The organism is Dyadobacter sp. UC 10 (assembly GCF_008369915.1).
Taxonomy (GTDB): domain Bacteria; phylum Bacteroidota; class Bacteroidia; order Cytophagales; family Spirosomataceae; genus Dyadobacter.
Genome location: NZ_VSRN01000001.1, coordinates 453,919 through 476,035, shown reverse-complemented (window position 1 = coordinate 476,035; position 22,117 = coordinate 453,919). Strand labels below are relative to the sequence as shown.

Below are 22,117 nucleotides of genomic sequence, written 5' to 3'. Positions count from 1 at the left end.
ATGTTCAAAATATTTTCCTCACTTCGCAAAGAATTTTTACTGCTTATCAATGATAAGACCGGCCTTGCGCTTATGTTTTTGATGCCGCTCCTGCTCGTTTTTATCATTACAATAATCCAGGATAGTGCGTATAAAATGGTCAATGAGAACCAGATACCACTGCTGGTAGTCAACCATGATCAGGGAAGGGAAGGAGCTAAGCTGGTAAAGGCGCTCACGGAATCCGGACTTTTTAAAATAGACGGCCAGGACCAGATACCCCAGCAGTCTTTGCGTTCGGAATTGCTTTCCAGAGGAAAAATGATTGCACTTTTTATTCCGGCAACATTCTCAGCGGGTTTGGAAAGTAATGCGGGCGATGTAAGTAAAATACTCATGGACGACCTCGGGCTCGAATATGATTCCGTCGCCAAAGATAAAGTGGACATGCCCCAATTATCCTTCTACAACGATCCTGTGCTGCAGGAAAATTACAGCCAGTCGGTTATGGGCATTGTGCAATCTTACATGAGTATGATCGAGAATTCGCTGATGATCGACAGAATGTATGCCAATATGAGCCTTGGTGATAAATCTGAGGTACTGAAAGAAAAGATGATATCGAACCGGGTGAAGATCGAGCAGATTGTAGCCAGCAATAATAATTCCACTGCATTACCTAATTCGACACAGCATAATGTGCCAGCCTGGACAATTTTCGCCATGTTTTTTATGGTCGTTTCGCTCGGCAGCAATATTGTAAAGGAACGGGTGAACGGAAGCTTTTTAAGACTGAAGACGATGCCTACCACATTTATGCTGGTTATGTTCAGTAAAATGGCGATTTACGTGATCGTGGCAGTGTTGCAGGTCGCACTTACATTCTCGATGGGAATCTGGATTCTGCCGCAATTGGGCCTTCCCAAATTGTCGGTACCTGATAATTTCCTGGCATTGATTGCGGTCATTTTCGTCAGCAGTATGGCTGCGGTTAGTTATGCTTTAATGATCGGTGCTTTCTCGAAAACTGAGCAGCAGGCTAACGGTTTCGGCGCGATCTCAATTATTATTTTTGGTGCGATCGGTGGTATTCTGGTGCCAACCTTCGTCATGCCTGGCTTCATGCAATTTGCCAGCAACTTTTCACCGCTCCACTGGTGTTTGCAGGGATTTTATATTTTGTTTTTAAAAGGTGGAAGCTGGCGCGAGCTTGGGCTGGTGTTCTCTTTTTTAGGGATTTTTATATTGATTTGCCAACTGGGGACCTATTTTAAACTCAGGCTCGAAAGAATTATTTAAGTTTGATTCCGCAGCGTACTTAATTACTCATATGGACATAGCAAGTTTGAAGCCCATTTTGAAGGGGCAAATTGTACAATACCTGAATCTGTTAGACGTCAATCCGGAAGACATTAGGGACGATGAGCCACTTTTTGGCGGTGATCTGGGACTGGATTCCATCGACTCCCTGGAACTCGTGGTGCTGCTCGAAAGAGAATATGGTATCAAGATTACCAATCCGGCAGAAGGCCGTAAAATACTGATTGATGTCAACCATATGGCAGAATACATTCTCGCCAACACTAAAATGGCCTGAACATGCAAAAGGTCCTTGTCACCGGAATGGGCATGATTTCGGCCATAGGAAAAAATCTGTCAGAAAACCACCAAAGCCTTCGCTCCGGCGTAACCGGCATTGGCAAAGCAGTTCATTTCGAATCCCAGTATGCTTCCAAATTGCCTTTTGGGGAATGTGGGATATCGAATGACAGATTAAAGGAAATACTTGGTTTGGAGGACAGTGTCGGCTACACCAGGACATGTCTTTTAGCTAGTAAAGCCTTTGAAGAGGCGATTGAAGATGCGGGTTTAACAGCCCGAGCGCTTTCGGATCCCGAAACTGCACTCGTATCTGCGAGTACTGTCGGGGGGATGTGTCTCACAGATCAGCTATACGAAGATGCAAATTTGAAGTCCAGTGGGTCGGAGTACCTGGACGCTTACGGCTGTTCTGCCCATACCCTCAAACTGATTGAGAGGTATAAGATCCGGGGTTTCACAGACACGATCAATACGGCCTGTTCGTCATCCGCCAATGCGATCATGCTCGGGGCGAGACTGATCAGGAGTGGCCGGGCCGGCAGGGTAATCGTCGGAGGTGTCGACAGTCTCGCGAAATATACGGTAAACGGGTTCAATGCGCTAAAAATACTGTCGGAGTCGGCTTGTAAGCCATTTGACGAAAACCGGGATGGACTTAACCTGGGTGAAGGAGCCGCTTATCTTGTTCTGGAATCTGAGGGAAATGCGGCCGGCAAAAAAGTGTATGCGGAAGTGGCTGGTTATGGCAATGCGAACGATGCATATCACCCTTCGGCAATGTCGGATGAGGCTACCGGCGCGATCCGTTGCATGCGTGAAGCTGTTGCCATGGCGGGCGTCGATCCGGGGGAGATAGGTTACGTCAATGCGCACGGTACAGGCACTAATAACAATGACGATGTGGAGCTTTTTGGTATGAAAGAGCTGTTTGGGCAGCTGCCTCCATTCAGTTCAACCAAATCATTCACCGGGCACACACTTGGTGCAGCTGGCGCAGTGGAGGCGATTTACAGCATTCTCAGTATATACTATTCAGAACTTTACCCAAGTCTGAATATATCAAACCCGATGAAAGCATATGCCAGTCCGCTGATTAAGTTTGAAGAAAAGCGCCCGGTACGGTATGTGCTTTCCAATTCCTTTGGTTTCGGAGGGAACTGCACTTCCCTGCTCTTCCGGCGGGCAAGCTAGTGGTCCTGCATTAAATCGGTCAGGATCTTTTGTGCAGCGATCGAAATAATTGTTCCCGGGCCGAAAACCCCCCGTACCCCCCAATCATACAAGAACTGGTAATCCTGGGCCGGTATTACGCCGCCGGCGATCACCATGATGTCAGGCCTGCCGAGCGCTTTCAAGGCTTCGATCAGCTCCGGAATAAGCGTTTTATGTCCGGCGGCGAGACTCGAAGCACCTATTACATGCACATCATTTTCCGCTGCCTGCTGCGCAACTTCCTGTGGTGTCTGAAACAGGGGGCCGATATCGACGTCAAAGCCCAGGTCGGCAAAGCTGGTCGCGATTACTTTGGCTCCTCTGTCGTGACCGTCCTGGCCCATTTTGGCTACCAGAATGCGCGGCCTGCGGCCTTCCATCTCCGCAAATTGATCAGACATAATCCGGGCGAGCTTAAAATTCTCATCGTCGGATGCTTCCGCCTGATATATGCCTGAAACAGACCTGATCGTAGATTTGTACCTCCCGAATTCCTTTTCCATTGCTTCCGAAATTTCACCCAATGTAGCTCTTTTCCTGGCCGCTTCTACGGCAAGCGCCAGCAGGTTAGTGTGCATACTTTTGCCTCCTTCCTGGCGGCACGCATCGGTAATCGCTGCCAGTGCTGCTTTCACCTCCCTGTTATTTCGTTGACTGCGAATGCGGTCCAATGCTTCAATCTGAGCCTGGCGGACTGCCTGGTTATCGATTTCCAACAGATCAATGACATCGTCTTCGCCGGGTTTATATTTATTAACTCCCACAATAATGTCTTTTCCGGAGTCAATCCTGGCTTGTTTGCGCGCTGCGGCTTCTTCGATCCGCATTTTTGGCAAGCCGGCTTCAATCGCTCTGGTCATACCGCCCAAACCCTCGACCTCTTCGATCAGTTGCCAGGCTTTTTTTACGAGCTCGCCTGTTAAAAATTCAACATAATACGAACCGCCCCAGGGATCAACAAAATGGCAAACATCAGTCTCGTGTTGCAAGAAAAGCTGGGTATTGCGTGCAATCCGGGCCGAAAAGTCCGTTGGCAAAGCCATCGCTTCGTCAAGGGAGTTGGTATGCAAAGACTGCGTATGCCCCAGTACAGCCGCCAATGCTTCCACAGTTGTCCGCGTTACATTGTTAAAAGGATCCTGCGCCGTGAGACTATACCCGCTGGTCTGGCAATGTGTCCGCAACGCCATCGATTTCTCGTTTGTCGGGTTAAATTGCCGGACAATTTTAGCCCATAGTAAACGTGCAGCACGCATTTTGGCGATCTCCATAAAATGGTTCATTCCTATTCCCCAGAAAAACGACAATCTTGGCGCAAAATCGTCAATGTCAATTCCTGCCGCGATGCCGGTCCTGATATACTCAAGTCCGTCTGCGAGTGTGTATGCAAGTTCCAAATGCGCAGGCGCACCAGCCTCGTGCATATGGTAGCCGCTGATGCTGATTGAATTGAATTTCGGCATAAACCGGGATGTATAGGCGAAAATGTCCGCCACAATGCGCATGGAGGATCCGGGAGGGTATATATAGGTATTCCGCACCATAAACTCCTTCAAAATGTCATTCTGGATCGTGCCTGACAACAGCTCTTTTGCCACTCCCTGCTCTTCCGCTGCGACGATAAAAAAGGCGAGAATGGGGATAACTGCACCGTTCATCGTCATGGAAACCGACATTTGGTCGAGCGGAATCTGATCGAAAAGGACTTTCATATCTTCCACAGAATCTATCGCAACCCCCGCTTTGCCTACATCACCAGTCACCCTGGGATGATCGGAGTCGTAACCCCGGTGCGTTGCCAGGTCAAATGCGACTGACAGGCCTTTTTGCCCTGCTGCCAGGTTTCTTTTGTAGAAAGCATTGGATTCGGTAGCGGTCGAAAAGCCGGCGTATTGGCGTATTGTCCATGGCCGGTCGAGGTACATACTGGCATACGGTCCTCTCAAAAAAGGAGGGATTCCGGCACCAAACGCAGTATGTTCTGCACTGGCGATATCTTCTGTTCCAAATCGGCTCGAAATGCGGATTCCTTCGCGTGTTATCAATGGTTTCCGGGTATCTTTTTCAAAAGAAACGGAAGCTGGTTGCTGGTCGTGAAACTTTTTGAAATCGGGTTTCATGGCGTTTCCTGTTTGTTTTGAAAAAATGATGATAACCGCAGGTACTTCAACAAATTGAATGCGTCTGGATTCAGCGCTTCGACGACATCATTTCCAGCGAGCATTTCTTTCTCATTAAAACGATTCACTCCTATCATGACAGCTGCTGAGTGATTCAGATCACTGACCTTTTTATCAAAAGAATTCCTCAGTTCCTTTTGTACAAACCCACTTTTAAAGCAATCGATCAATCCACCTTTTTCTTCGATCTCAATAAAAAGCGCCCAGGCTGCCTCTGAAAGTTTTAACGACATATTTTCGATGGCATACGATCCCGCGGCAGGGTCAGCGACTGCATCGAAAAAGCCTTCATGAGCAAGTACCGGAGAAATGTTCCTTGCAATCCGATCCGAAAGCAGCGTCGGTTGGGGTAAATGGGATTGGAATCCGTTGACAGTCAATGCGTCACATCCTCCCAACACCGCACTCATTGCTGCTGCGCTTTCCCGGACCAGGTTTGTATAGCTGGCAGTTTCAGAATGGTAAAAAAGGGAAGTTTGAGCGTGGATATATATGTTGCTCTGTCCCGCAGGAATATCGTAGGCACCGGCCAATTTGTGTAACAAGTGCCTCAGTGCCCTTATTTTACTGATTTCAATGAGATAGGATGTGCCGATTGATATCGAAAAGAACATTTCATCAAGTGCCTGAGCGGCTGACAATCCCAAATCGGTCAGCGTATCCAGGTATATCACTGCGCTGGAAATGGTAAAGGCAAGTTCCTGAACCGGATCAGCACCATTATTGTGGTAAAGGTGAGATTCGACCATCACCGGACGAAAGCCAGGCAGGCGAGCGGGGTTTTTAGTTAAACTTAAAATAGCTTCCAAATTCTGCTCAAACGCCATACCTGTCCGCATCCAGTTGGCAACCGGATCAAACGCGATTCCGCCTCTTAATTTGTATCCGGTATTCTGCGAAAGTCGCCGGAACAGTTCATCGGCAGGCCAGGCGCTTTGAAAAAAGAAGGTATGGTCACTTAGTCGGACGTCTAAGAACAATCTTGAAAACTCCTGTTGTGAAAGCGTGCGATCGTTCAGTAAAATCAATGCGCCGTCGCCACCGGAATTCACTACATTTTTGATATCGGAATTGGTTTGTGCCGTTTCTGTAAAGCGAACGGGCGGGATATTCAGCCAGCCCGGCAATGCCCTTTGCGATTGCTGCATTTCCGATACCCCTTTCGCATCCAGGTCCTGCGCGGTATGATAAGAGTCGATCGAAATGTCTTTTGCCGGGTTCCATTTAACCAGTGACCCGTACTTTTCTTTCAGTTCTTTCCGTGCCTGTTTTTCCCAGGCCGCCTTATCGGCCGGTGTAAATTCAGAGAAAAAAGAGCTGGACATCGTGCAGAGCGGCTTAAAAGTGAGTTGGCGATATAGGCAAAACTACAAATTTGGGGTCATATTTTGGGTTGAAACATGCAGGTAAAGCAAAAGAGCGGGGCCCGGATTTTTAATCTTTCCGATTTTATCGTTTGGCTTGGAGTTAGAGCATATTGGTATTAAATTGAACCCTGGACCAATCTTGACAGATCAGGTATTTTTATATCTTTGCCGTCCCTTAAACAAAAATTTGAGTCTTGGTTAATTACACATTGGAAAGAGTAAACACAAATACAGAAGTGGACCACGTCTGGAATGCCTGTCTGAGGATTGTTCAGCAGCACATTCCTGATGAAAGCTTTAAGACGTGGTTTGAGCCAATCCGGCCTTTGCGACTGTACGGAAAAGTGCTGACTATCCAGGTGCCAAGCCAGTTTTTTTATGAATGGCTGGAAGATAATTATGTAAACCTGCTCAGAAAGGCGTTGGATTATGCGATCGGCCGCGACGGGATGCTGGAATATTCGATCATCGTTGATAAGGGAAACGACAAGCACCAGCCGCTTACCATGAACGTGTCGACGCCCAAGTCGCCGAACTATTCGAAGCCGGATAATTTTGTTACCGATCCGCGTCTGGGCTCTAATCATAAAACCAAGGACCAGGATTCGATGAACCTGGACACCTATCTTAATCCCAACTATTCATTCGATAATTTCATTGAGGGAGACTGTAACAGGCTTGCCCGGTCGGCAGGGTTTGCCGTTGCGCAACGCCCGGGCCTAACGTCATTCAATCCACTCATGATGTACGGTGGGGTAGGACTTGGTAAAACGCATTTGGTGCAGGCTATCGGCAATTACATCATGAACCACTATGAAAATAAGCTGGTGCTGTATGTTTCTTCCGAAAAATTTACCAACCAGTTCATTAACTCGATTAAAAATAATACCCTGCAGGATTTCACCGATTTTTATATGAAGGTGGATGTACTTGCAATTGACGACGTGCAGTTCTTGTCAGGTAAAGAAAAAACGCAGGATACTTTCTTCCATATTTTCAACCACCTGCACCAGCTCGGCAAGCAGATTATTATGACGAGCGACAGGCCTCCGAGAGAGTTACAGGGCTTGCAGGATCGCTTGCTTTCGAGGTTTAAATGGGGGCTTACCGCCGATTTACAGGCTCCGGACTATGAAACGCGGATTGCGATCATTCAGAAAAAGATACAATCGGAAGGCATTTATATTGATTACGATGTGATCGAATACATTGCCCACAGTGTCAATTCCAATGTAAGGGAACTGGAAGGAGTGATCGTTTCGCTGATGGCACAGGCTTCGCTGACGCGCCGGGAAATCGATGTGGAATTGGCGAAGAATACGCTGAAAAACATCGTTATGAATGAGAATAAGGAAGTTACGATTGATACCATTCAAGAAGTAATTGCCGATTATTTTCAGGTAACGATTGCGGACCTGAAAAGTAAAAGCCGCAAGAAGGAAGTAGTTTATCCGCGACAGCTGGCTATGTTTCTTGCCAAGGAATATACAGACTTGCCTCTCAAATCAATTGGGTACCATTTTGGTGGACGTGATCATAGTACGGTAATCCACTCCATTCAAAGTATTAACCTGCTAATGGACGAAACTCCGGACGTGGAAGAAACTTTACAGAAGCTTCGCAGTTACTTTAAGTAGCATCTTACGTCTAAAGGGTCAGGAACTTTCACACTTGACTCTTAAACGTTGATCCCAATCCTTTTAAACCGCACGGAAATTTACGATGCCGCCTGGAACAGGCTTATCCGGGAATCCAGGCAGGGCATTATCTACGCCCATACCTTTTACCTCGACATTGTCTGTGCGGAGTGGAAAGCGCTCGTGTGGCCGGCACAAGGTGATTACGAGGTTATTATGCCTATACCGGTTCGCCGGAAGTTGGGCGTAGAAATCGTTTATCAGCCGGTTTTTTGTCAATACCTGGGCATATTTTGCCGCGGTCCAGTCAGCCTGCACGCGATGGAGGCGTTTTTGGCGCAGTTCAACAGCCACTATAAATATATTTCTGCCTATCACTTTAATCCGGAAAGCTTCCAGGTATTAATGAGTTTTGCCGGAAAAACTCCTCTCATGCATTTCGAAAAGCAAGAGACACACTGGCTTGGGACAGATCGGGATTATGCTGAAATCGCGGCCGGTTTTTCAAAAGACCGCCGTGTGAATTTGAAACGCTCTTTAAAATTGGGGTGGCAATTTTCGGTTAGCAAGAACATCCATCCTTTGATTTTCCTTTTTGTAAATAATACTGCGGGCAAGATTCCGGGGGGCGTTCACCACAGCTCATATGATGTGCTGGAAGCCATTTTTACAAAGTTGACGAGTTTGCAATGCTGTGATCTGTGGTATGCACACAAAAACGGTGTTATCCATGCTGGCATCCTCATGGTGAGAGACGGGGACAAAGCCATTTTTCTTTTCAATGCGGCTGACGAAATCGGCAGAAAGGGTAATGCGAGAACATTTCTGCTGGATTCTTATATGAAACTGAATGCAGGAAAAAGACTTACCATCGACTTCGAAAGTCCACAGAAAGCTTCCGTTGTTTCATTTTACAAAAGCTTCGGAGGTGAAGCGGTAGCATTCTGGAAGGTGTCAAAAAACCTTTTACCATTTCCTTTCAGACAAATCCAGAATTGGAGGAAGCGGCGCAGCAGCCTTAATACCAATTGATTTCTTTCCGCAAACCTTTGTAAGATTTCAGATCCATTTCAAGCGATCCGATCCGCAGATCTACTTCGGCTTTGAGTGGGACTTTGTTGGAATCATCTGTCACCCACAGCCGCATTGCACCTTCATCTTTAAAGAATTTATTGGTGGGGATCAGCGGGTTAAGTCTTAATACCCGCGTTCTTCCAAATTTTGTCTTAATAACATCTTTGCCCACATACCTAACCCGCAGTTTGTAAACTTCCCCGTCAAAAAAAGTGGGTACCTCGATAATTTCACCTTCGGAAACCTTATCAAAATTGACGGTGCGGAGGTAAAAGTAGCCGCTGATAATGTCGTGAATGTTATTGGGAACCGCAAAAGTTTTGGTTTCGTCCTTAACACTGGCAACAGCCTGGTCTTTTTGGTGGTTAAATAAGACTTTTTCCTCCTTCCGGTACTTGTTCTCCTGAATCTGCCGCTCAAACATTTGGGGTAAAATGGCGGTCGTGTCGATGTAAGAACGCCAGGTATCGCGCACTTTTGAGATCAGATCGAATGCTCCCACTGTCCTGCCTGTCACGTTCACCCGGTAGCATGGCCTGTTGTTGATCATTGATACATTCTTTGAGATCTCCACTCTGGCTTCGGCCGCATTGATAAATCCATAGTGAACGCGATATTCCACCCGCTCACCTGTGCCAAAACTTTTGTTGGGCACCACGCGCATTTCTGCTGACTGTCCCTCCATTTGCCGGAACGAAAGCAAGAGTAATATGATAGAAGCGCTTAATAATGAGCTAATTACTTTCATTTTTATCATGAAATTACATAGAGGGGTATTGCTTTTTAAGGTATTGCAGGTAAGCTTTCAGATCGCCTGCAAACCTGTTTTCAAACTCCCGTAAAAACATATCCTGTTTCGACTTATAGGTTAAATAGCTGATAAAGTATGCATTGTTCGGGATTTTATCGTCCGCCAGGCGCCTTTTTGTTGTTAACGTCTGAGTCCCTGAAAGCAGTGTGTCAGCATCTTCGATGATTTGCCGGATCAGCTTTTTCTTCAAAGAATCCTTTCCCGCATCGGCGGACTGGTCATTTCCAAATGTTTGATACAAACTATCCAGTCTGACTGTCCCTCTCAGCATATGCTGCGAATAGCCATCGTTGTATTTTTTTGAATACTCATACGCCCGCATTTCGGCGGATTCGGCACCATACTTATATCTCAAAAACCGGATAGCACCCTGATCACCCACGAAACTGGCCAGGTTCTCATTCAGTTCCAGGTTGTTTTTGACAAAAAGCGTACCATGCGTAAGCTCGTGGAGGATCAGATTGGCCAGGTTTCCATCTTTTCTTTTGAGCATGCTCGACAGGATAGGGTCTTTCAGATAGCCCAATGTCGACCAGGCGGATACATTTCCGACATCAGTGTCCAGCCCTTTTTTGATCAGTTCGCGCTCTTCATAAGCCGCTCTGGTGGAATCAAAAAAACCTTTGTAGGGAAATGTGCCGACTATCGGGAAGTGAAATTCGTGCGGTGCAATCTTGTAGCGTTCGGAAGCGGTAATCAGCCAGATAAGCGGACGCCCGTGCTGGTTATAAAAAGTCGTGTAATTTTCGGAGGGACTCAGCCCGAGCGAGTCCACGCCAAACTGTTTGATTTCCTGAATCAGACGAACCCTTCTTTTAAGCGAGTCGGGAAAATTGGGGTCGGCCAGGATTTCGTCTACCTGTTCGACATTCATTAAAATGCTGATTTGTCCGCGCGCCTGCATGAAGCCGTAAGAAAGCACATCGTAATAAAAAATACTCAGCAGTAAAATGATGCCCAATAAGGCAAGCAATATTTTCTTGATCAATGGAAGCGGGTCTTTTTTGTACTATTAACATAAAAAGGCCAGGTTTTAACCGGCCTTCAACCGTAAATTTAATTAAATCCTGTGAGCAGGAAAGATATCGAAAAAATAACTGATTTTGCGGCCACATATTGCCTGTGCGTGGCTGACAGTGGCTGTCTGTTTGCCTTCTAATCATTGAAATCAACCATTTGAAAATTAGCTATTTGGCCGCATGTTGTCTAATAGTTTAGCAATGAGCTTTAAGTCATATAAAGCATGATTTTTTGCAGAAAACTACCTTGCATTCTACGCTGAATTTACTAAATTTACAATTAGAAAAAGACCAGTCTTCAAGCGGTTTTTGTAATCCAAAAGCCGCTTTTTTCATGTACAAACTAACATCTTGTCACCATTTATGGCACAACCAATTTCTGATAAGGACAACAAACTAAAAGCATTACAAACTACGCTGGAAAAGCTTGATAAAGCTTATGGAAAAGGCACGGTTATGCGCCTGAGCGACAGTAAGGTTCTGGATATTCCGGTCATTTCTACAGGGTCACTTGGGCTTGACCTGGCATTGGGCGTAGGCGGCGTGCCGAGAGGTCGCGTTGTCGAGATATATGGCCCGGAATCTTCGGGTAAAACAACGCTGTCGATGCATTGCATCGCAGAAGCACAAAAGAAAGGCGGACTTGCCGCATTTATCGATGCGGAGCATGCCTTTGACAGATCTTATGCTGAGAAGCTGGGTATCGATACTAGTAACCTGCTGATTTCGCAGCCGGATAATGGCGAACAGGCGCTTGAAATTGCAGAACACCTGATCAGCAGCGGCGCTGTCGATATTATTGTGATCGACTCTGTTGCGGCGCTCGTGCCAAGGGCGGAGCTGGAAGGTGAAATGGGGGAAAGTAAAATGGGCTTGCAGGCAAGATTAATGTCGCAGGCGCTTCGCAAGCTCACCGGCGTAATCAACAAAACCGGATGCTGCTGTATATTCATTAACCAGCTCAGGGAAAAAATCGGTGTGATGTTTGGCAATCCTGAAACAACTACCGGCGGTAACGCCCTTAAATACTATGCTTCTGTCCGTCTGGACATTCGTCGTGTCGGTCAGATCAAGGAAAGCGCAGATGCGATCCTGGGTAACCGTACCCGCGTTAAAGTGGTTAAAAATAAGGTTGCCCCTCCGTTTAAAGTTGTCGAGTTTGACATTATGTACGGGGAAGGTATTTCAAAAGTGGGGGAGGTGATCGATCTGGCGGTAGAGCTGGAAATAGTCAAAAAAGCCGGATCCTGGTTTAGCTATGAAGGAAACAGACTTGGACAGGGTAGGGATGCCGTTAAAACGCTTCTGAAAGATAATCCTGAACTATTGGAAGAGCTTGAATCCAAAGTGCGTGGTAAAGTCAACAATGACCCTGATTCGTTGATCGATACAAGCGAGCCAAATGTAGTGGATGAAGGTGCTCCTTTATAAGAATTGAAATTCAGCCAACTAAAAATGCCCTGTTAAGCAGGGCATTTTTAGTTGTTATCCATTAAGGTTGATTAAAGATTAAAACGGCTTGCGGTCGTCATCATCGTCGTCAAAATCGTAGTCTTCATCTTCCGGACCGGAAAACATGCTGCTGACCAAATCCTGAAATTTCATTCCCTGATCAAGAGATTGCTTTCCAATCAGCGAAAATTCCGCCATTCCATGCAATGCGAATTCCATCATGAACAGCTTTTCTTCCGCATTGGAATAGGCACTGAGCATGTCTACAAAATCATCGAGGCCGTCAATGGTCTTTAATCTCGCTACGTATTCCCGATCGGTCATATCGACCGGCATTTCCATTTCATTTCCCGCTCCAAACCATTCGATCACCTTGGCATAAGGATTGATCTTGCTCTTTTTGGTTTTTTCGGGATCGGGGAAAAAATTTAGGAACTGCGTACGAATCGCTTTCCCGATCAGATTTTGAGCAACAATAACGGGGCCTTCTACTTCGCCTTCGTAAACCAGCTCGACTTTGCCGCAGATTGCCGAAATAACTCCATACAAATCAGAAATACGTACGTGAGTGGAAGTTTCGCCATTTATCAATGCACGACGCTCCGCTGTACTCAGAAGACTTTCGTAGGCTGATATAGTTAAACGTGCAGAAACTCCGCTCTTGCTGTCCACATACTCACTTTCGCGTGCCTCAAATGCGATCTGTTCGATCAGCGTTTTGGCGAGTTCATTGACCTGTACAAGCTGTTTTTGCTCCGGCTTCACAACTGCTTCCTGTTCGGTAATTCTCTTGCCCGTATCGATCGTTTTCGGATAATGCGTCACGATCTGGCTTTCGATCCTGTCTTTCAGCGGTGTTACGATGCTGCCACGGTTTGTGTAGTCTTCTGGGTTGGCTGTGAAGACAAACTGAATATCAAGCGGTAAACGCAATTTGAAACCACGGATCTGAATATCGCCCTCCTGTAGGATATTGAACAAAGCTACCTGAATACGTGCCTGTAAATCTGGAAGTTCATTGATTACAAAAATGCCCCGGTGCGAGCGCGGAATCAGTCCGAAATGGATGACACGCTCATCAGAATAAGGCAATTTCATGGTAGCAGCCTTAATGGGGTCTACATCGCCGATCAAATCTGCGACGGACACATCAGGCGTAGCGAGTTTTTCGGTATAACGTTCATTTTTGTGCAGCCATGCGATTTCTGTATGGTCACCGTGTTCAGCGATGAAGTCCTTCGCCTTGCGCGAGAGCGGTTCAAGCGGATCATCGTGCAGCTCTGAACCCTTGATATAAGGAATATATTCGTCGAGCAGGTCTACCATCATCCGGGCGATACGCGTTTTAGCCTGCCCTCTCAGGCCCAGAAAATTGATATTATGCATGGAAAGGATAGCCCGTTCCACATCCGGAATGACCGTCTCCTCGTAGCCCCAGATTCCTGGGAAAATGTTTTCTTTTAGCCTGATTTTCGCAATCAGATTATCTCTTAACTCCTGCTTAATGGAACGTGTCTGATAACCTGCCTCTTTAAGTTCGCCGAGCGTCTGGATACCCAATCGTTCTGAACTGGTAAGCTGTGAGTAATTCATGTATGATAATCTAATGTTAGCGCGCATAGGCAACCGAACGCATTTCGCGGATCACAGTGATCTTGATTTGCCCGGGGTACTGCATTTCTTTCTCTATTTTCTGGGATATATCGAACGATAACATACCTGCTTTTTCGTCAGATACATTCTCAGCATCGATAATCACCCTCAATTCTCTTCCTGCCTGGATTGCGTAGCACTTTTCAACGCCATCGAAAGAGAGCGCCATGTTTTCCAGGTCACGCAAACGCTGAATGTAAGATTCCATCATCTCGCGGCGCGCACCCGGACGTGAACCCGATATCGCATCGCAAACCTGTATGATCGGCGAGAGGATACTGGTCATTTCGATCTCGTCGTGGTGAGCTCCGATCGCATTACATACTTCCGGATTTTCCTTGTATTTCTTCGCCAATTCCATTCCGAGAATTGCGTGCGGCAGATCTGATTCTTCCGGCCATACCTTACCAATATCATGCAGCAGTCCTGCTCTTTTGGCCAGTTTGGTATTTAAGCCCAATTCCGACGCCATGGTTGCGCAAAGTTTCGCTACTTCTCGGGAGTGTTGCAGCAGATTTTGTCCGTAAGATGAACGGAAACGCATTCTTCCGATCATTTTAACCAGCTCAGGGTGCAGTCCGTGGATCCCCATATCGATTACCGTACGTTCGCCGATCTCTACAATTTCATCATCGATATTCTTGCGGGTCTTAGCAACGACCTCTTCGATTCGGGCAGGGTGTATCCTTCCGTCCTGAACAAGTCTGTGCAGCGAAAGTCTCGCGATTTCCCTTCTGACAGGATCGAAACCGGATATGACGATCGCCTCGGGGGTATCGTCTACGATGATCTCAACGCCCGTTGCAGCTTCCAGGGCACGGATATTACGTCCTTCACGACCGATGATTTTTCCTTTGATATCATCATTTTCAATATTGAAAACTGATACGCAGTTTTCGATCGCGTGTTCGGCAGCAGTCCGTTGAATGGTTTCGATGACAATTTTCTTGGCTTCCTTGGTGGCAGTGAGGCGTGCTTCTTCCATCGCGCTTTTGACGTACGATCCGGCTCTGGTATCCGCCTCGGCTTTCAGCGCGTCGATCAGTTGCTCACGTGCCTGCTCGGCTGTTAGATTTGCTATTTTTTCAAGCTGGGTAACCTGCTGCTGTAATGATTTTTCAGCCTCTTCCTTACGTTTGGTGGCGGCTTCGAGTTGTTGGTTCAGGTTAGTTTTGAGGGCTTCCAGCTCGTTCTCCCGGCGCTTGTTCTGCTCCTGGGCCTGGTTCATGCTTTGCTCGCGCTGCTTGAGTTTTTGTTCATTGCTTTGAAGAATGCTGCGTTTCTTGTTGGCATCTTCTTCGAACTCCGTTTTCAGGCGCAAATATTTTTCTTTGGCTTCAAGAATGCGGTCTTTTTTGATGTTTTCGGCTGCACTTTCCGCATTTCGAAGAATTTCAGCGGCCCTCTCCTGGGCTTCTTTTTCCTTTTGATCAAATGATCGCTGGAAAATGTATTTACCTGCAAAAATACCCACGCCAATGGCAATGATATCAGAGAGGACTACGATGAAAAACAAAGAATTTGACATTTCCATAATGGTTTATATATAGTTGGTTTTACCGACTACGCCAATACTAAAAATGCCGAAATTGAAGGATTTGAAAGAAGTATTAGAAGATTCTCAAATTAAAGGGTTGCTCTAAAGTTGTTAGCTTTCAATGGCACCGGAAATTGCTTCATCCAGTTTCTCAACTCTGTTCTTAAAAGCCAGGATCAGATCATCCATCTGCTCCTGGTTCCTTTGCAATGCCACAAGGCACTCAATGGAAGTCAGCGCGATGGCTTCAATGTCTCCGTATACTTTTCCTCTTAATTTATGCTGTTGCACACGATGCAAGAACACCTCATACCCATCCCTGTAAAATTTCTCCTGATCCGCCGGAACGCTCAGTTTGAAACCTCTGTCCAGCAGTTTTATAAAGACAGAAACGTCTGGATTAGGTATGCTATTTTTTTTCATAAGGTATCTTCAAGCAATTCGATGCACTTATCAATCTCCTGGATATATCTTTCAACTGAGTCTTTCAGCTCGGCAATTCCGCTTGTTGGTGTCAGTTTACTAGTGACAATTTTAGCGAAAGTTTTGGACTTATTAAAGTCTTTTTCCAAACTCCCGCTTTTTTTCTTCAATTCCCTCGACTCCTCTTTTAGCTTAATATTGGCCAGTTTCAGCTCTGCATTTTCCCGCTGCAATTCAGAAATGGTCCAACTTAATTTCTCTTTTGTATTGATCAGGAACTCAAGTTTTCTTTCCAGGTCAGAAAGTTTGTGTTCAATAATGCGCTCAATGCTCCTTTCCATTTGTCAGCCTGATGAATTTGATCAAAAACAAAAGTAACTCTGCTTATTTCCTGATGACAGCCTCAAATTCTCTTTCATACGCACCGATCAGCCTTTGCATCGATTTATCGATCACTTTGTCGGTCAGGGTCTGCTGTTCATCCTGCAAAATAAAGCTGATCGAATAGGATTTTTTTCCTTCCAGGTTTGCTCCCTCGTAGACATCAAACACATTGACCGACCGTAAAAGCTGGCGCTCAGTGCGATAGGCGATTTGCTTGAGTTCTTCAAAAGTGATTTTCTTGCTAACCACCACGGAAAGATCGCGGCGCACTTCGGGGAACTTGGGTACTTCCTTGTATTCCACCGCGGAGTTGTATTGCTTCAAAAGATATTCCCAGTCAAAATCAGCGAAATAGACCGGCGCCTTGATATCCAGCTTTTTAGTGATCGCCGCATGGAGCAGACCAAGGGTAACCACCGGTTTTTTGTTAGCCAAAAGCGTTAGTCCGCTTTTGAAGATCGTTTGATTAGCTTCCTGCTTTTCGACTTCTTTAATTTTTAAGGATGTCAGCACCTGATTGACAAATGCAGCCAGATCGTGAAAAGTAACTTCGCGGGATTTTTCGATCCAGTTTTCCTGGCGGATATTACCTGTCAGGAAAACGGAAAGCCTTTCCTTCTCTACATATTTTTCTCCTGTCTGATGATAGGTTTTACCAAATTCAAACAGTTTCAGATCACGCTGCCTGCGGTTTACATTGTGGGCTATTACCTCCAATCCTGAAAATAGAAGCGTCTGGCGCATTACCGACAGATCTTCGCTCAGATAGTTCAGGATTTTCACCGGCCCGCCGAAAAGGCTTTCTCCCAGCGTCTGCTGGTACTCTTCTTTCGTCAGCGAGTTGTTGATCATTTCATTGAATCCATTGCCCACAAGAAGCTCAGCCGCGCGCAATCTTAGCTTTTCCGGATCGTTGACTGGAAAGTCAGACAGAAAATCAGAGCTCATCGACTCGGACAATTCAACCTGGCCAAACCCGTAAATACGCAGGATCTCTTCGATCACGTCCGCCTCTCTTTGCACATCAACCCGGTATGGTGGTACAATCGCCGTAAAAGTAGCCTCAGTCTCATTTTCAACCCGAATATCCAGATCACTCAAAATGGTTTTGATCTGCTCCGTTTCCAGTGTTTTCCCGATCAGCCTGTTGATATTACGGTATTTCATTTCAACCCTGAAATCCTGAATCGGCCCGGGATAAATATCAACAATATCAGATGTAACCTGCCCGCCGGCAACCTGCTGGATCAATAATGCAGCACGTTTCAGTGCAAAAAGGGGCATATTAGGATCAGTACCTCGCTCAAAACGGAAAGATGAATCCGTCTTCAGACTAAACCGCTGGGCAGTTTTGCGCACCCAGGCAGGTGAGAAATAGGCGGCTTCCAGGAAAATAGAGGTGGTTTCGGCCGAAACTCCGGAAGTAAGCCCTCCGAAAACACCGGCAATGCACATCGGCTCCGGTGTAACGCCGTCACCTGCATTACAAACCATCAGGTCGGTCGACGATAGTTTTCTTTCAACACCGTCGAGGGTAACGAAGGGGGTACCTTCTGCCAGGGTAGTTACAATAACTTTGCCGCCTTTTACTTTTGCAGCATCGTAAGCGTGCATTGGCTGGCCCAGCTCGTGACATACGTAGTTGGTAATATCTACAATATTGTTGATCGAGCGGATACCGATCGTTTGTAAGCGCGTTTTCAGCCACTCCGGTGATTCTCCTACCGTAATACCTGAAATTGTCAATCCTGTAAACCGTGGAGCAGCTTCCTGATTGCGTACTTCCACCGGAATCACAAGTTCTTGATTGGTTGCCGTAAAATCGGCAACGGAAGGAAGCGTAATAGGTCGGTTTAAAACGGCTTTCAGATCCCGTGCGACACCAAAATGCGAAGCTGCATCGGCTCTGTTAGGCGTTAATCCTATTTCAATCAGATAGTCGGAAGAAATACCAAAATATTCGCTGGCCGGTGTTCCGTTTGGCGCGTCGGTATTCAAAACCAGGATACCATCATGAGAAGTACCGATCCCAAGTTCATCTTCTGCGCAGATCATGCCTTCCGACAAAGCGCCGCGGATCTTTGATTTTTTCAATACCAAAGGCTGCTCGCTGCCGGTTGGGTAAAGTACGGCGCCGACGGTCGCTACGACCACTTTCTGGCCTGCGGCGACATTAGCCGCGCCGCATACGATTGAAAGGGGATTTTCTCCGCCTACGTCAACGGTTGTCATGCTCAGTCTGTCGGCTTCCGGATGTTTTTCACAAGTTAAAACCTGCCCAATTACTACGCCCTGCAAGCCGCCTTTTACAGATTCTATCTCTTCTATTGCTTCCACTTCCAGTCCGGTGGCTGTCAGCAGTTTCCCGATTTCTTCGGGTGTTTCGTTAATTTCAATGAGGTCTTTAAGCCACTTATAAGAGATCTTCATGCGATTACTGTAATGATAATAAAAGCGGCTTTGTCGTAAAACCGCTTTTATGCAAAAATAATGATTTAGTTGGAACGCGACTTTGTCAAATGCATTACAAATGACTTTTTCTGTGGGCCAAACGCGTTATTCGTGAACCGCACTCTCGATCAATTCGCCGGCTTCAATGGGCACGGTCAGCTTATTTTCAGCTGGCGGAACCGGGCATGCGTACGATTCCTGATATACACAATAAGGATTATACGCTTTGTTAAAATCCAGGACCAGCATATTGTTTTTGATGTCGGCAGCAGGGTAATCAATGTAGCGGCCGCCTCCGTAAGTTTGCTTTCCGCTGGTGGCATCCCGGAACAGAACAGAGATAACGCCTTCATTTTTAAGCAATAATAGTTTCTGGTCTTCGCCCATAATCTTGAAATTGGCATAACCGTACTTCTCATATTTTTCTTCGGTACCATCGGTGTATTTCACGATCATTTCCTTATCGTCGTTCATATAAGGAGATATTGTCGCAATGACGCGAAATGTCATGTTCGGATCGAAGTAATGCAGTCCATGGAAGCTTTCCTTGTTGGCGATCGGCGAATCTTCCGCAGTCCGGAACTGCTCATCTTTGGCTGCTCTTTCTTCAAGCAGTTTGGTTTTGTATTGCTGGGGATCTACTGCGGCAAGGGGATCATTGGCCGAGGAAAAATTTTCGATCATAAAGTAGGCCAGGATTGCGATAACCATCGCGATCGTGCTGTACCGGATCACTTTATTTTTAAACATAACTAAAACGGTAATGGTAAACGGTTTGCAAACTTACACCTTATGCCAGCACGGAAAAAAGTATCCCGGCTTTATTTACTTTTTTGTGACAATTTTGAAATTTCACGCAAAACTGGTTTGTGTTGTTGATTGAAATATACCTAAATTGACCTGGCAAATAATTAAAACCAATACCTGACCCATCATATGTCATACACAAAGCGAGTCCTCATTGCCGAAGACAGTTCAGTAATTCAAAATCTGGCAAGGAAAATACTGGAATTCCAACACTATGAAATCACTTCGGTGAAAAATGGCGAACAAGTATTGCAGCTTCTTGAGAAAGAGGATTTTGATATCATTTTGCTTGATATCAATATGCCCGTGATGGATGGAATGGAATGTGCAAGAAGTATCCGCAAATTGCCTAACGAGAAAAAGGCCAAAACGCCGATCGTTGCTATCACGGGAAATGCAAAAAATTATTCAGAAGAAGATTTCAAAGAGGCTGGATTTGATGACGCGCTGATGAAACCTTTGAATTTTGACCGCCTGGTTGAAGTGGTGGCGCATCTGACAGAATAATACCGAATGAGGATCACATTTTTAGGGACCGGCACATCACAGGGAATACCAGTTATCGCCTGTGAATGTGCCGTTTGCCATTCTGGTGACCAGCATAACAACCGTTTACGAGCCTCCGTACTGATCGAAACAAAAGGCCGGACTTTCGTGATCGACACAGGCCCTGACTTTCGTCAGCAAATGTTGAGGGCCGATGTGAAACATCTCGACGCTGCCATTTTTACCCATCAGCATAAGGACCACACCGCTGGTTTGGACGATATCCGGGCCTTCAATCATCGCCAGCAAAAGGATATGCCGCTATACGGCCGGCCCGAAGTACTCAATCAGATCCGTAGCGAATTCTCCTATGCCTTTTCTGAAACACGCTACCCCGGCGTTCCGCATTTTGAAATGCATCCCATTGAAAACAAGCCGTTTGATATAGCTGGAGTGAATGTGACGCCCATTGAAGTCATGCATCACAAATTGCCAGTTTACGGTTACAGGATAGGCGGCTTCACCTATATTACCGACGCCAATTTCATTTCTGAAAAAGAGCAGGAGAAAATCATAGGGTCGGAAGTTCTGGTGCTCGATACTTTACAAAAAGAGCCGCACCTTTCTCATTTCACGCTTTCGCAGGCGCTTGAACTGATTGAAAAATTGAAAATCCCGAAAGCATATCTTACCCATATCAGCCACAAGCTCGGGTTACATGCGGATATCGAGCAGGAACTCCCCCGAAATGTGCGGCTTGCTTACGACGGATTGGTTCTGCAGACTTTGTAAGTATGCTAAGAATTACAATGACTTACTAACAAACTGCATGGCCAGCGCGGTCAGATATCCGCCGTAAGTCCCGATCGCATAGCCCAGAATCGCCAGCAGAACGCCTACCGGGGCCAATGAAGGATGGAAAGAGGCGGCAACCACCGAAGCCGAAGCCGAGCCGCCAACATTCGCCTGGCTCCCTACCGCCAGAAAGAAAAAGGGGATCTTAAGCCATTTGCAAACCGCTATCAATATGACGGCGTGAATGGAGATCCAGATCAGTCCAATGGCAAATAAACCCAGATTCCCTGCAACAGCGCCCAGGTCCATCTGCATCCCTATCGTTGCGATCAGAACATACAGAAAGACGCTGCCCAGCTTGGAGGCGCCCGAATATTCCAGCTTTCGCGCGGGAGTGACCGATAGGGCAATGCCGATCAGCGTTGCAATGCTGATCACCCAGAAAAAGTTGGAAGTCAAACTATACTTTTCGAGTTGCGGATAGTTCGCCTTCAAAAATGGAGTTATCAATTCCGCCAAACCGTGTGACAGGCCGGTCGCGCCGAAGCCGACAGCAGCCATAAACATATAATCTTTCATTTGAGGATTGCGCTCATTCAGCCGGGTCTCACTGTCCATGTGCAGCTTAACGTCTTCAACCAGCGCACTGTTCGCACCCAGTAGTTTATCCACACGGCTAGCAACTCCGGCTCCGTAAATCAATGCGGCCATCCATAGTTCGGCGACCAGAACATCGAGGGCGACCATTTGAGAAAACAACACATCACTGGGCTTGAAGACTTCCCGGAGTGCAGTCTGATTTGCGCCGCCGCCGATCCAGCTTCCTGCGACGGTAGCGAGTCCGCGCCAAACCGCGTCGGGGCCTTCGCCGGCAACAGTCTGCGGGCTGATGCTTCCTACGATCCAAAGCGCCAGCGGCCCGCCTATCATAATGCCCATGGTACCGGTCAGCATGGCTATCAACGCTTTCGGGCCCAGTTTTGCAAGTGATTTCCAGTCCATTCCGATGGTGAAAAACACCAGGCAAGCCGGCAGGAAATATTTGGAAACGACCGGGTATAATTGAGATCCGGCACCGTCGATAACGCCAAAAGAGTTAAGCAGCCCCGGAATAAAATAGCAAAGGAGCAGCGGCGGAATGATGCTGTAAAAACGTTTCCAGGATTTAGTATCGAGAGAGGCAGTATAGAATATTCCGCCCAGTATTAACATTAGAATTCCCAGTACGACAGCGTCGTTTTTGATCAT

The 22,117-nt window shown here is 46.5% G+C and carries 19 protein-coding genes; 8 read left to right on the top strand and 11 right to left on the bottom strand.

The window, feature by feature from the left end; all coding sequences use genetic code 11:
• The 3 genes from FXO21_RS01675 to FXO21_RS01665 are packed head-to-tail and all read left to right on the top strand — an operon-like array spanning position 1 to position 2,772.
• Positions 1–1,278, top strand: a complete 1,278-nt coding sequence (locus tag FXO21_RS01675) for an ABC transporter permease (RefSeq protein WP_149638470.1) — start codon at positions 1–3, stop codon at positions 1,276–1,278.
• 31 nt (positions 1,279–1,309) lie between these two features.
• Positions 1,310–1,576 carry a phosphopantetheine-binding protein gene (locus FXO21_RS01670; protein ID WP_149638469.1) on the top strand — a complete coding sequence of 89 codons (267 nt, stop codon included), beginning with the start codon at positions 1,310–1,312 and terminating at the stop codon, positions 1,574–1,576.
• Between the two features lie 2 nt (positions 1,577–1,578).
• Positions 1,579–2,772 (top strand): beta-ketoacyl-[acyl-carrier-protein] synthase family protein, encoded by a 1,194-nt coding sequence (locus FXO21_RS01665; protein WP_149638468.1) that lies wholly within the window; start codon positions 1,579–1,581, stop codon positions 2,770–2,772.
• Here FXO21_RS01665 and scpA read toward each other — a convergent pair.
• Both scpA and FXO21_RS01655 read right to left on the bottom strand, forming a co-directional pair.
• A complete protein-coding gene (scpA, locus tag FXO21_RS01660) occupies positions 2,769–4,913 on the bottom strand; it encodes a methylmalonyl-CoA mutase (RefSeq protein WP_149638467.1) in 2,145 nt (714 codons plus the stop codon). The genes FXO21_RS01665 and scpA overlap by 4 nt on opposite strands.
• Entirely contained in the window at positions 4,910–6,298 is a 1,389-nt protein-coding gene (locus FXO21_RS01655) for a methylmalonyl-CoA mutase family protein (protein WP_149638466.1), read from the bottom strand. Before FXO21_RS01655 ends, scpA begins: the two co-directional genes overlap by 4 nt.
• A 236-nt stretch (positions 6,299–6,534) precedes the next feature.
• On the opposite strand from FXO21_RS01655, the gene dnaA reads away from it, so the two are divergent.
• Both dnaA and FXO21_RS01645 read left to right on the top strand, forming a co-directional pair.
• Positions 6,535–7,977: a chromosomal replication initiator protein DnaA gene (dnaA, locus tag FXO21_RS01650; protein WP_149638465.1), complete on the top strand. Its 1,443-nt coding sequence runs from the start codon at positions 6,535–6,537 to the stop codon at positions 7,975–7,977.
• A gap of 48 nt (positions 7,978–8,025) precedes the next feature.
• Positions 8,026–9,009 carry a hypothetical protein gene (locus FXO21_RS01645; protein ID WP_149638464.1) on the top strand — a complete coding sequence of 328 codons (984 nt, stop codon included), beginning with the start codon at positions 8,026–8,028 and terminating at the stop codon, positions 9,007–9,009.
• Here the strand turns inward: FXO21_RS01645 and FXO21_RS01640 are convergent.
• Together FXO21_RS01640 and FXO21_RS01635 are read right to left on the bottom strand one after the other, a co-directional pair.
• Positions 8,996–9,799 carry a DUF3108 domain-containing protein gene (locus tag FXO21_RS01640; RefSeq protein WP_149638463.1) on the bottom strand — a complete coding sequence of 268 codons (804 nt, stop codon included), beginning with the start codon at positions 9,797–9,799 and terminating at the stop codon, positions 8,996–8,998. The two genes, FXO21_RS01645 and FXO21_RS01640, sit on opposite strands and share 14 nt — an antisense overlap.
• A gap of 13 nt (positions 9,800–9,812) precedes the next feature.
• Positions 9,813–10,850: an aminopeptidase gene (locus FXO21_RS01635; protein WP_149638462.1), complete on the bottom strand. Its 1,038-nt coding sequence runs from the start codon at positions 10,848–10,850 to the stop codon at positions 9,813–9,815.
• Positions 10,851–11,244: 394 nt separating this feature from the next.
• On the opposite strand from FXO21_RS01635, the gene recA reads away from it, so the two are divergent.
• Positions 11,245–12,312, top strand: coding sequence for a recombinase RecA (gene recA / locus FXO21_RS01630; protein WP_149638461.1), 1,068 nt, complete (start codon positions 11,245–11,247; stop codon positions 12,310–12,312).
• 78 nt (positions 12,313–12,390) lie between these two features.
• On the opposite strand, the gene FXO21_RS01625 is transcribed toward recA, so the two are convergent.
• The 6 genes from FXO21_RS01625 to FXO21_RS01600 all read right to left on the bottom strand — a co-directional run bounded on the left by FXO21_RS01625 (position 12,391) and on the right by FXO21_RS01600 (position 19,531).
• Positions 12,391–13,926 carry a sigma 54-interacting transcriptional regulator gene (locus tag FXO21_RS01625; protein WP_149638460.1) on the bottom strand — a complete coding sequence of 512 codons (1,536 nt, stop codon included), beginning with the start codon at positions 13,924–13,926 and terminating at the stop codon, positions 12,391–12,393.
• Positions 13,927–13,942: 16 nt separating this feature from the next.
• Positions 13,943–15,514 carry a ribonuclease Y gene (gene rny / locus FXO21_RS01620; RefSeq protein WP_149638459.1) on the bottom strand — a complete coding sequence of 524 codons (1,572 nt, stop codon included), beginning with the start codon at positions 15,512–15,514 and terminating at the stop codon, positions 13,943–13,945.
• 120 nt (positions 15,515–15,634) lie between these two features.
• The gene (gene zapA, locus FXO21_RS01615; RefSeq protein ID WP_149638458.1) at positions 15,635–15,946 is read right to left on the bottom strand and encodes a cell division protein ZapA; all 312 of its coding nucleotides are present in this window, start codon (positions 15,944–15,946) and stop codon (positions 15,635–15,637) included.
• A complete protein-coding gene (locus tag FXO21_RS01610; protein WP_149638457.1) occupies positions 15,943–16,287 on the bottom strand; it encodes a hypothetical protein in 345 nt (114 codons plus the stop codon). The genes zapA and FXO21_RS01610 overlap by 4 nt, the downstream gene beginning before the upstream one ends.
• A gap of 43 nt (positions 16,288–16,330) precedes the next feature.
• On the bottom strand, positions 16,331–18,760 hold the full coding sequence (pheT, locus tag FXO21_RS01605; protein WP_149638456.1) for a phenylalanine--tRNA ligase subunit beta: 2,430 nt from the start codon (positions 18,758–18,760) through the stop codon (positions 16,331–16,333).
• A 126-nt stretch (positions 18,761–18,886) separates the two neighbouring features.
• On the bottom strand, positions 18,887–19,531 hold the full coding sequence (locus tag FXO21_RS01600; RefSeq protein ID WP_149638455.1) for a DUF1684 domain-containing protein: 645 nt from the start codon (positions 19,529–19,531) through the stop codon (positions 18,887–18,889).
• 186 nt (positions 19,532–19,717) lie between these two features.
• Here FXO21_RS01600 and FXO21_RS01595 point away from each other — a divergent pair, with 186 nt between their 5' ends.
• Positions 19,718–20,095, top strand: coding sequence for a response regulator (locus FXO21_RS01595; RefSeq protein WP_149638454.1), 378 nt, complete (start codon positions 19,718–19,720; stop codon positions 20,093–20,095).
• A 6-nt stretch (positions 20,096–20,101) separates the two neighbouring features.
• Complete coding sequence (locus tag FXO21_RS01590; protein ID WP_149638453.1) at positions 20,102–20,866, top strand: MBL fold metallo-hydrolase; 765 nt, start codon at positions 20,102–20,104, stop codon at positions 20,864–20,866.
• A 12-nt stretch (positions 20,867–20,878) separates the two neighbouring features.
• On the opposite strand, the gene FXO21_RS01585 is transcribed toward FXO21_RS01590, so the two are convergent.
• Positions 20,879–22,117, bottom strand: coding sequence for a DUF819 family protein (locus FXO21_RS01585; protein ID WP_149638452.1), 1,239 nt, complete (start codon positions 22,115–22,117; stop codon positions 20,879–20,881).

Excerpts from the sequence above, each read along its gene's own strand:
- FXO21_RS01675 (WP_149638470.1), top strand. The coding sequence starts at position 1 with ATGTTCAAAATATTTTCCTCACTTCGCAAAGAATTTTTACTGCTTATC.
- FXO21_RS01670 (WP_149638469.1), top strand. The coding sequence starts at position 1,310 with ATGGACATAGCAAGTTTGAAGCCCATTTTGAAGGGGCAAATTGTACAA.
- FXO21_RS01665 (WP_149638468.1), top strand. The coding sequence starts at position 1,579 with ATGCAAAAGGTCCTTGTCACCGGAATGGGCATGATTTCGGCCATAGGA.
- scpA (WP_149638467.1), bottom strand. The coding sequence starts at position 4,913 with ATGAAACCCGATTTCAAAAAGTTTCACGACCAGCAACCAGCTTCCGTT.
- FXO21_RS01655 (WP_149638466.1), bottom strand. The coding sequence starts at position 6,298 with ATGTCCAGCTCTTTTTTCTCTGAATTTACACCGGCCGATAAGGCGGCC.
- FXO21_RS01640 (WP_149638463.1), bottom strand. The coding sequence starts at position 9,799 with ATGAAAGTAATTAGCTCATTATTAAGCGCTTCTATCATATTACTCTTG.
- recA (WP_149638461.1), top strand. The coding sequence starts at position 11,245 with ATGGCACAACCAATTTCTGATAAGGACAACAAACTAAAAGCATTACAA.
- FXO21_RS01625 (WP_149638460.1), bottom strand. The coding sequence starts at position 13,926 with ATGAATTACTCACAGCTTACCAGTTCAGAACGATTGGGTATCCAGACG.
- rny (WP_149638459.1), bottom strand. The coding sequence starts at position 15,514 with ATGTCAAATTCTTTGTTTTTCATCGTAGTCCTCTCTGATATCATTGCC.
- zapA (WP_149638458.1), bottom strand. The coding sequence starts at position 15,946 with ATGAAAAAAAATAGCATACCTAATCCAGACGTTTCTGTCTTTATAAAA.
- FXO21_RS01610 (WP_149638457.1), bottom strand. The coding sequence starts at position 16,287 with ATGGAAAGGAGCATTGAGCGCATTATTGAACACAAACTTTCTGACCTG.
- pheT (WP_149638456.1), bottom strand. The coding sequence starts at position 18,760 with ATGAAGATCTCTTATAAGTGGCTTAAAGACCTCATTGAAATTAACGAA.
- FXO21_RS01600 (WP_149638455.1), bottom strand. The coding sequence starts at position 19,531 with ATGTTTAAAAATAAAGTGATCCGGTACAGCACGATCGCGATGGTTATC.
- FXO21_RS01595 (WP_149638454.1), top strand. The coding sequence starts at position 19,718 with ATGTCATACACAAAGCGAGTCCTCATTGCCGAAGACAGTTCAGTAATT.
- FXO21_RS01590 (WP_149638453.1), top strand. The coding sequence starts at position 20,102 with ATGAGGATCACATTTTTAGGGACCGGCACATCACAGGGAATACCAGTT.
- FXO21_RS01585 (WP_149638452.1), bottom strand. The coding sequence starts at position 22,117 with ATGATCAAAAACGACGCTGTCGTACTGGGAATTCTAATGTTAATACTG.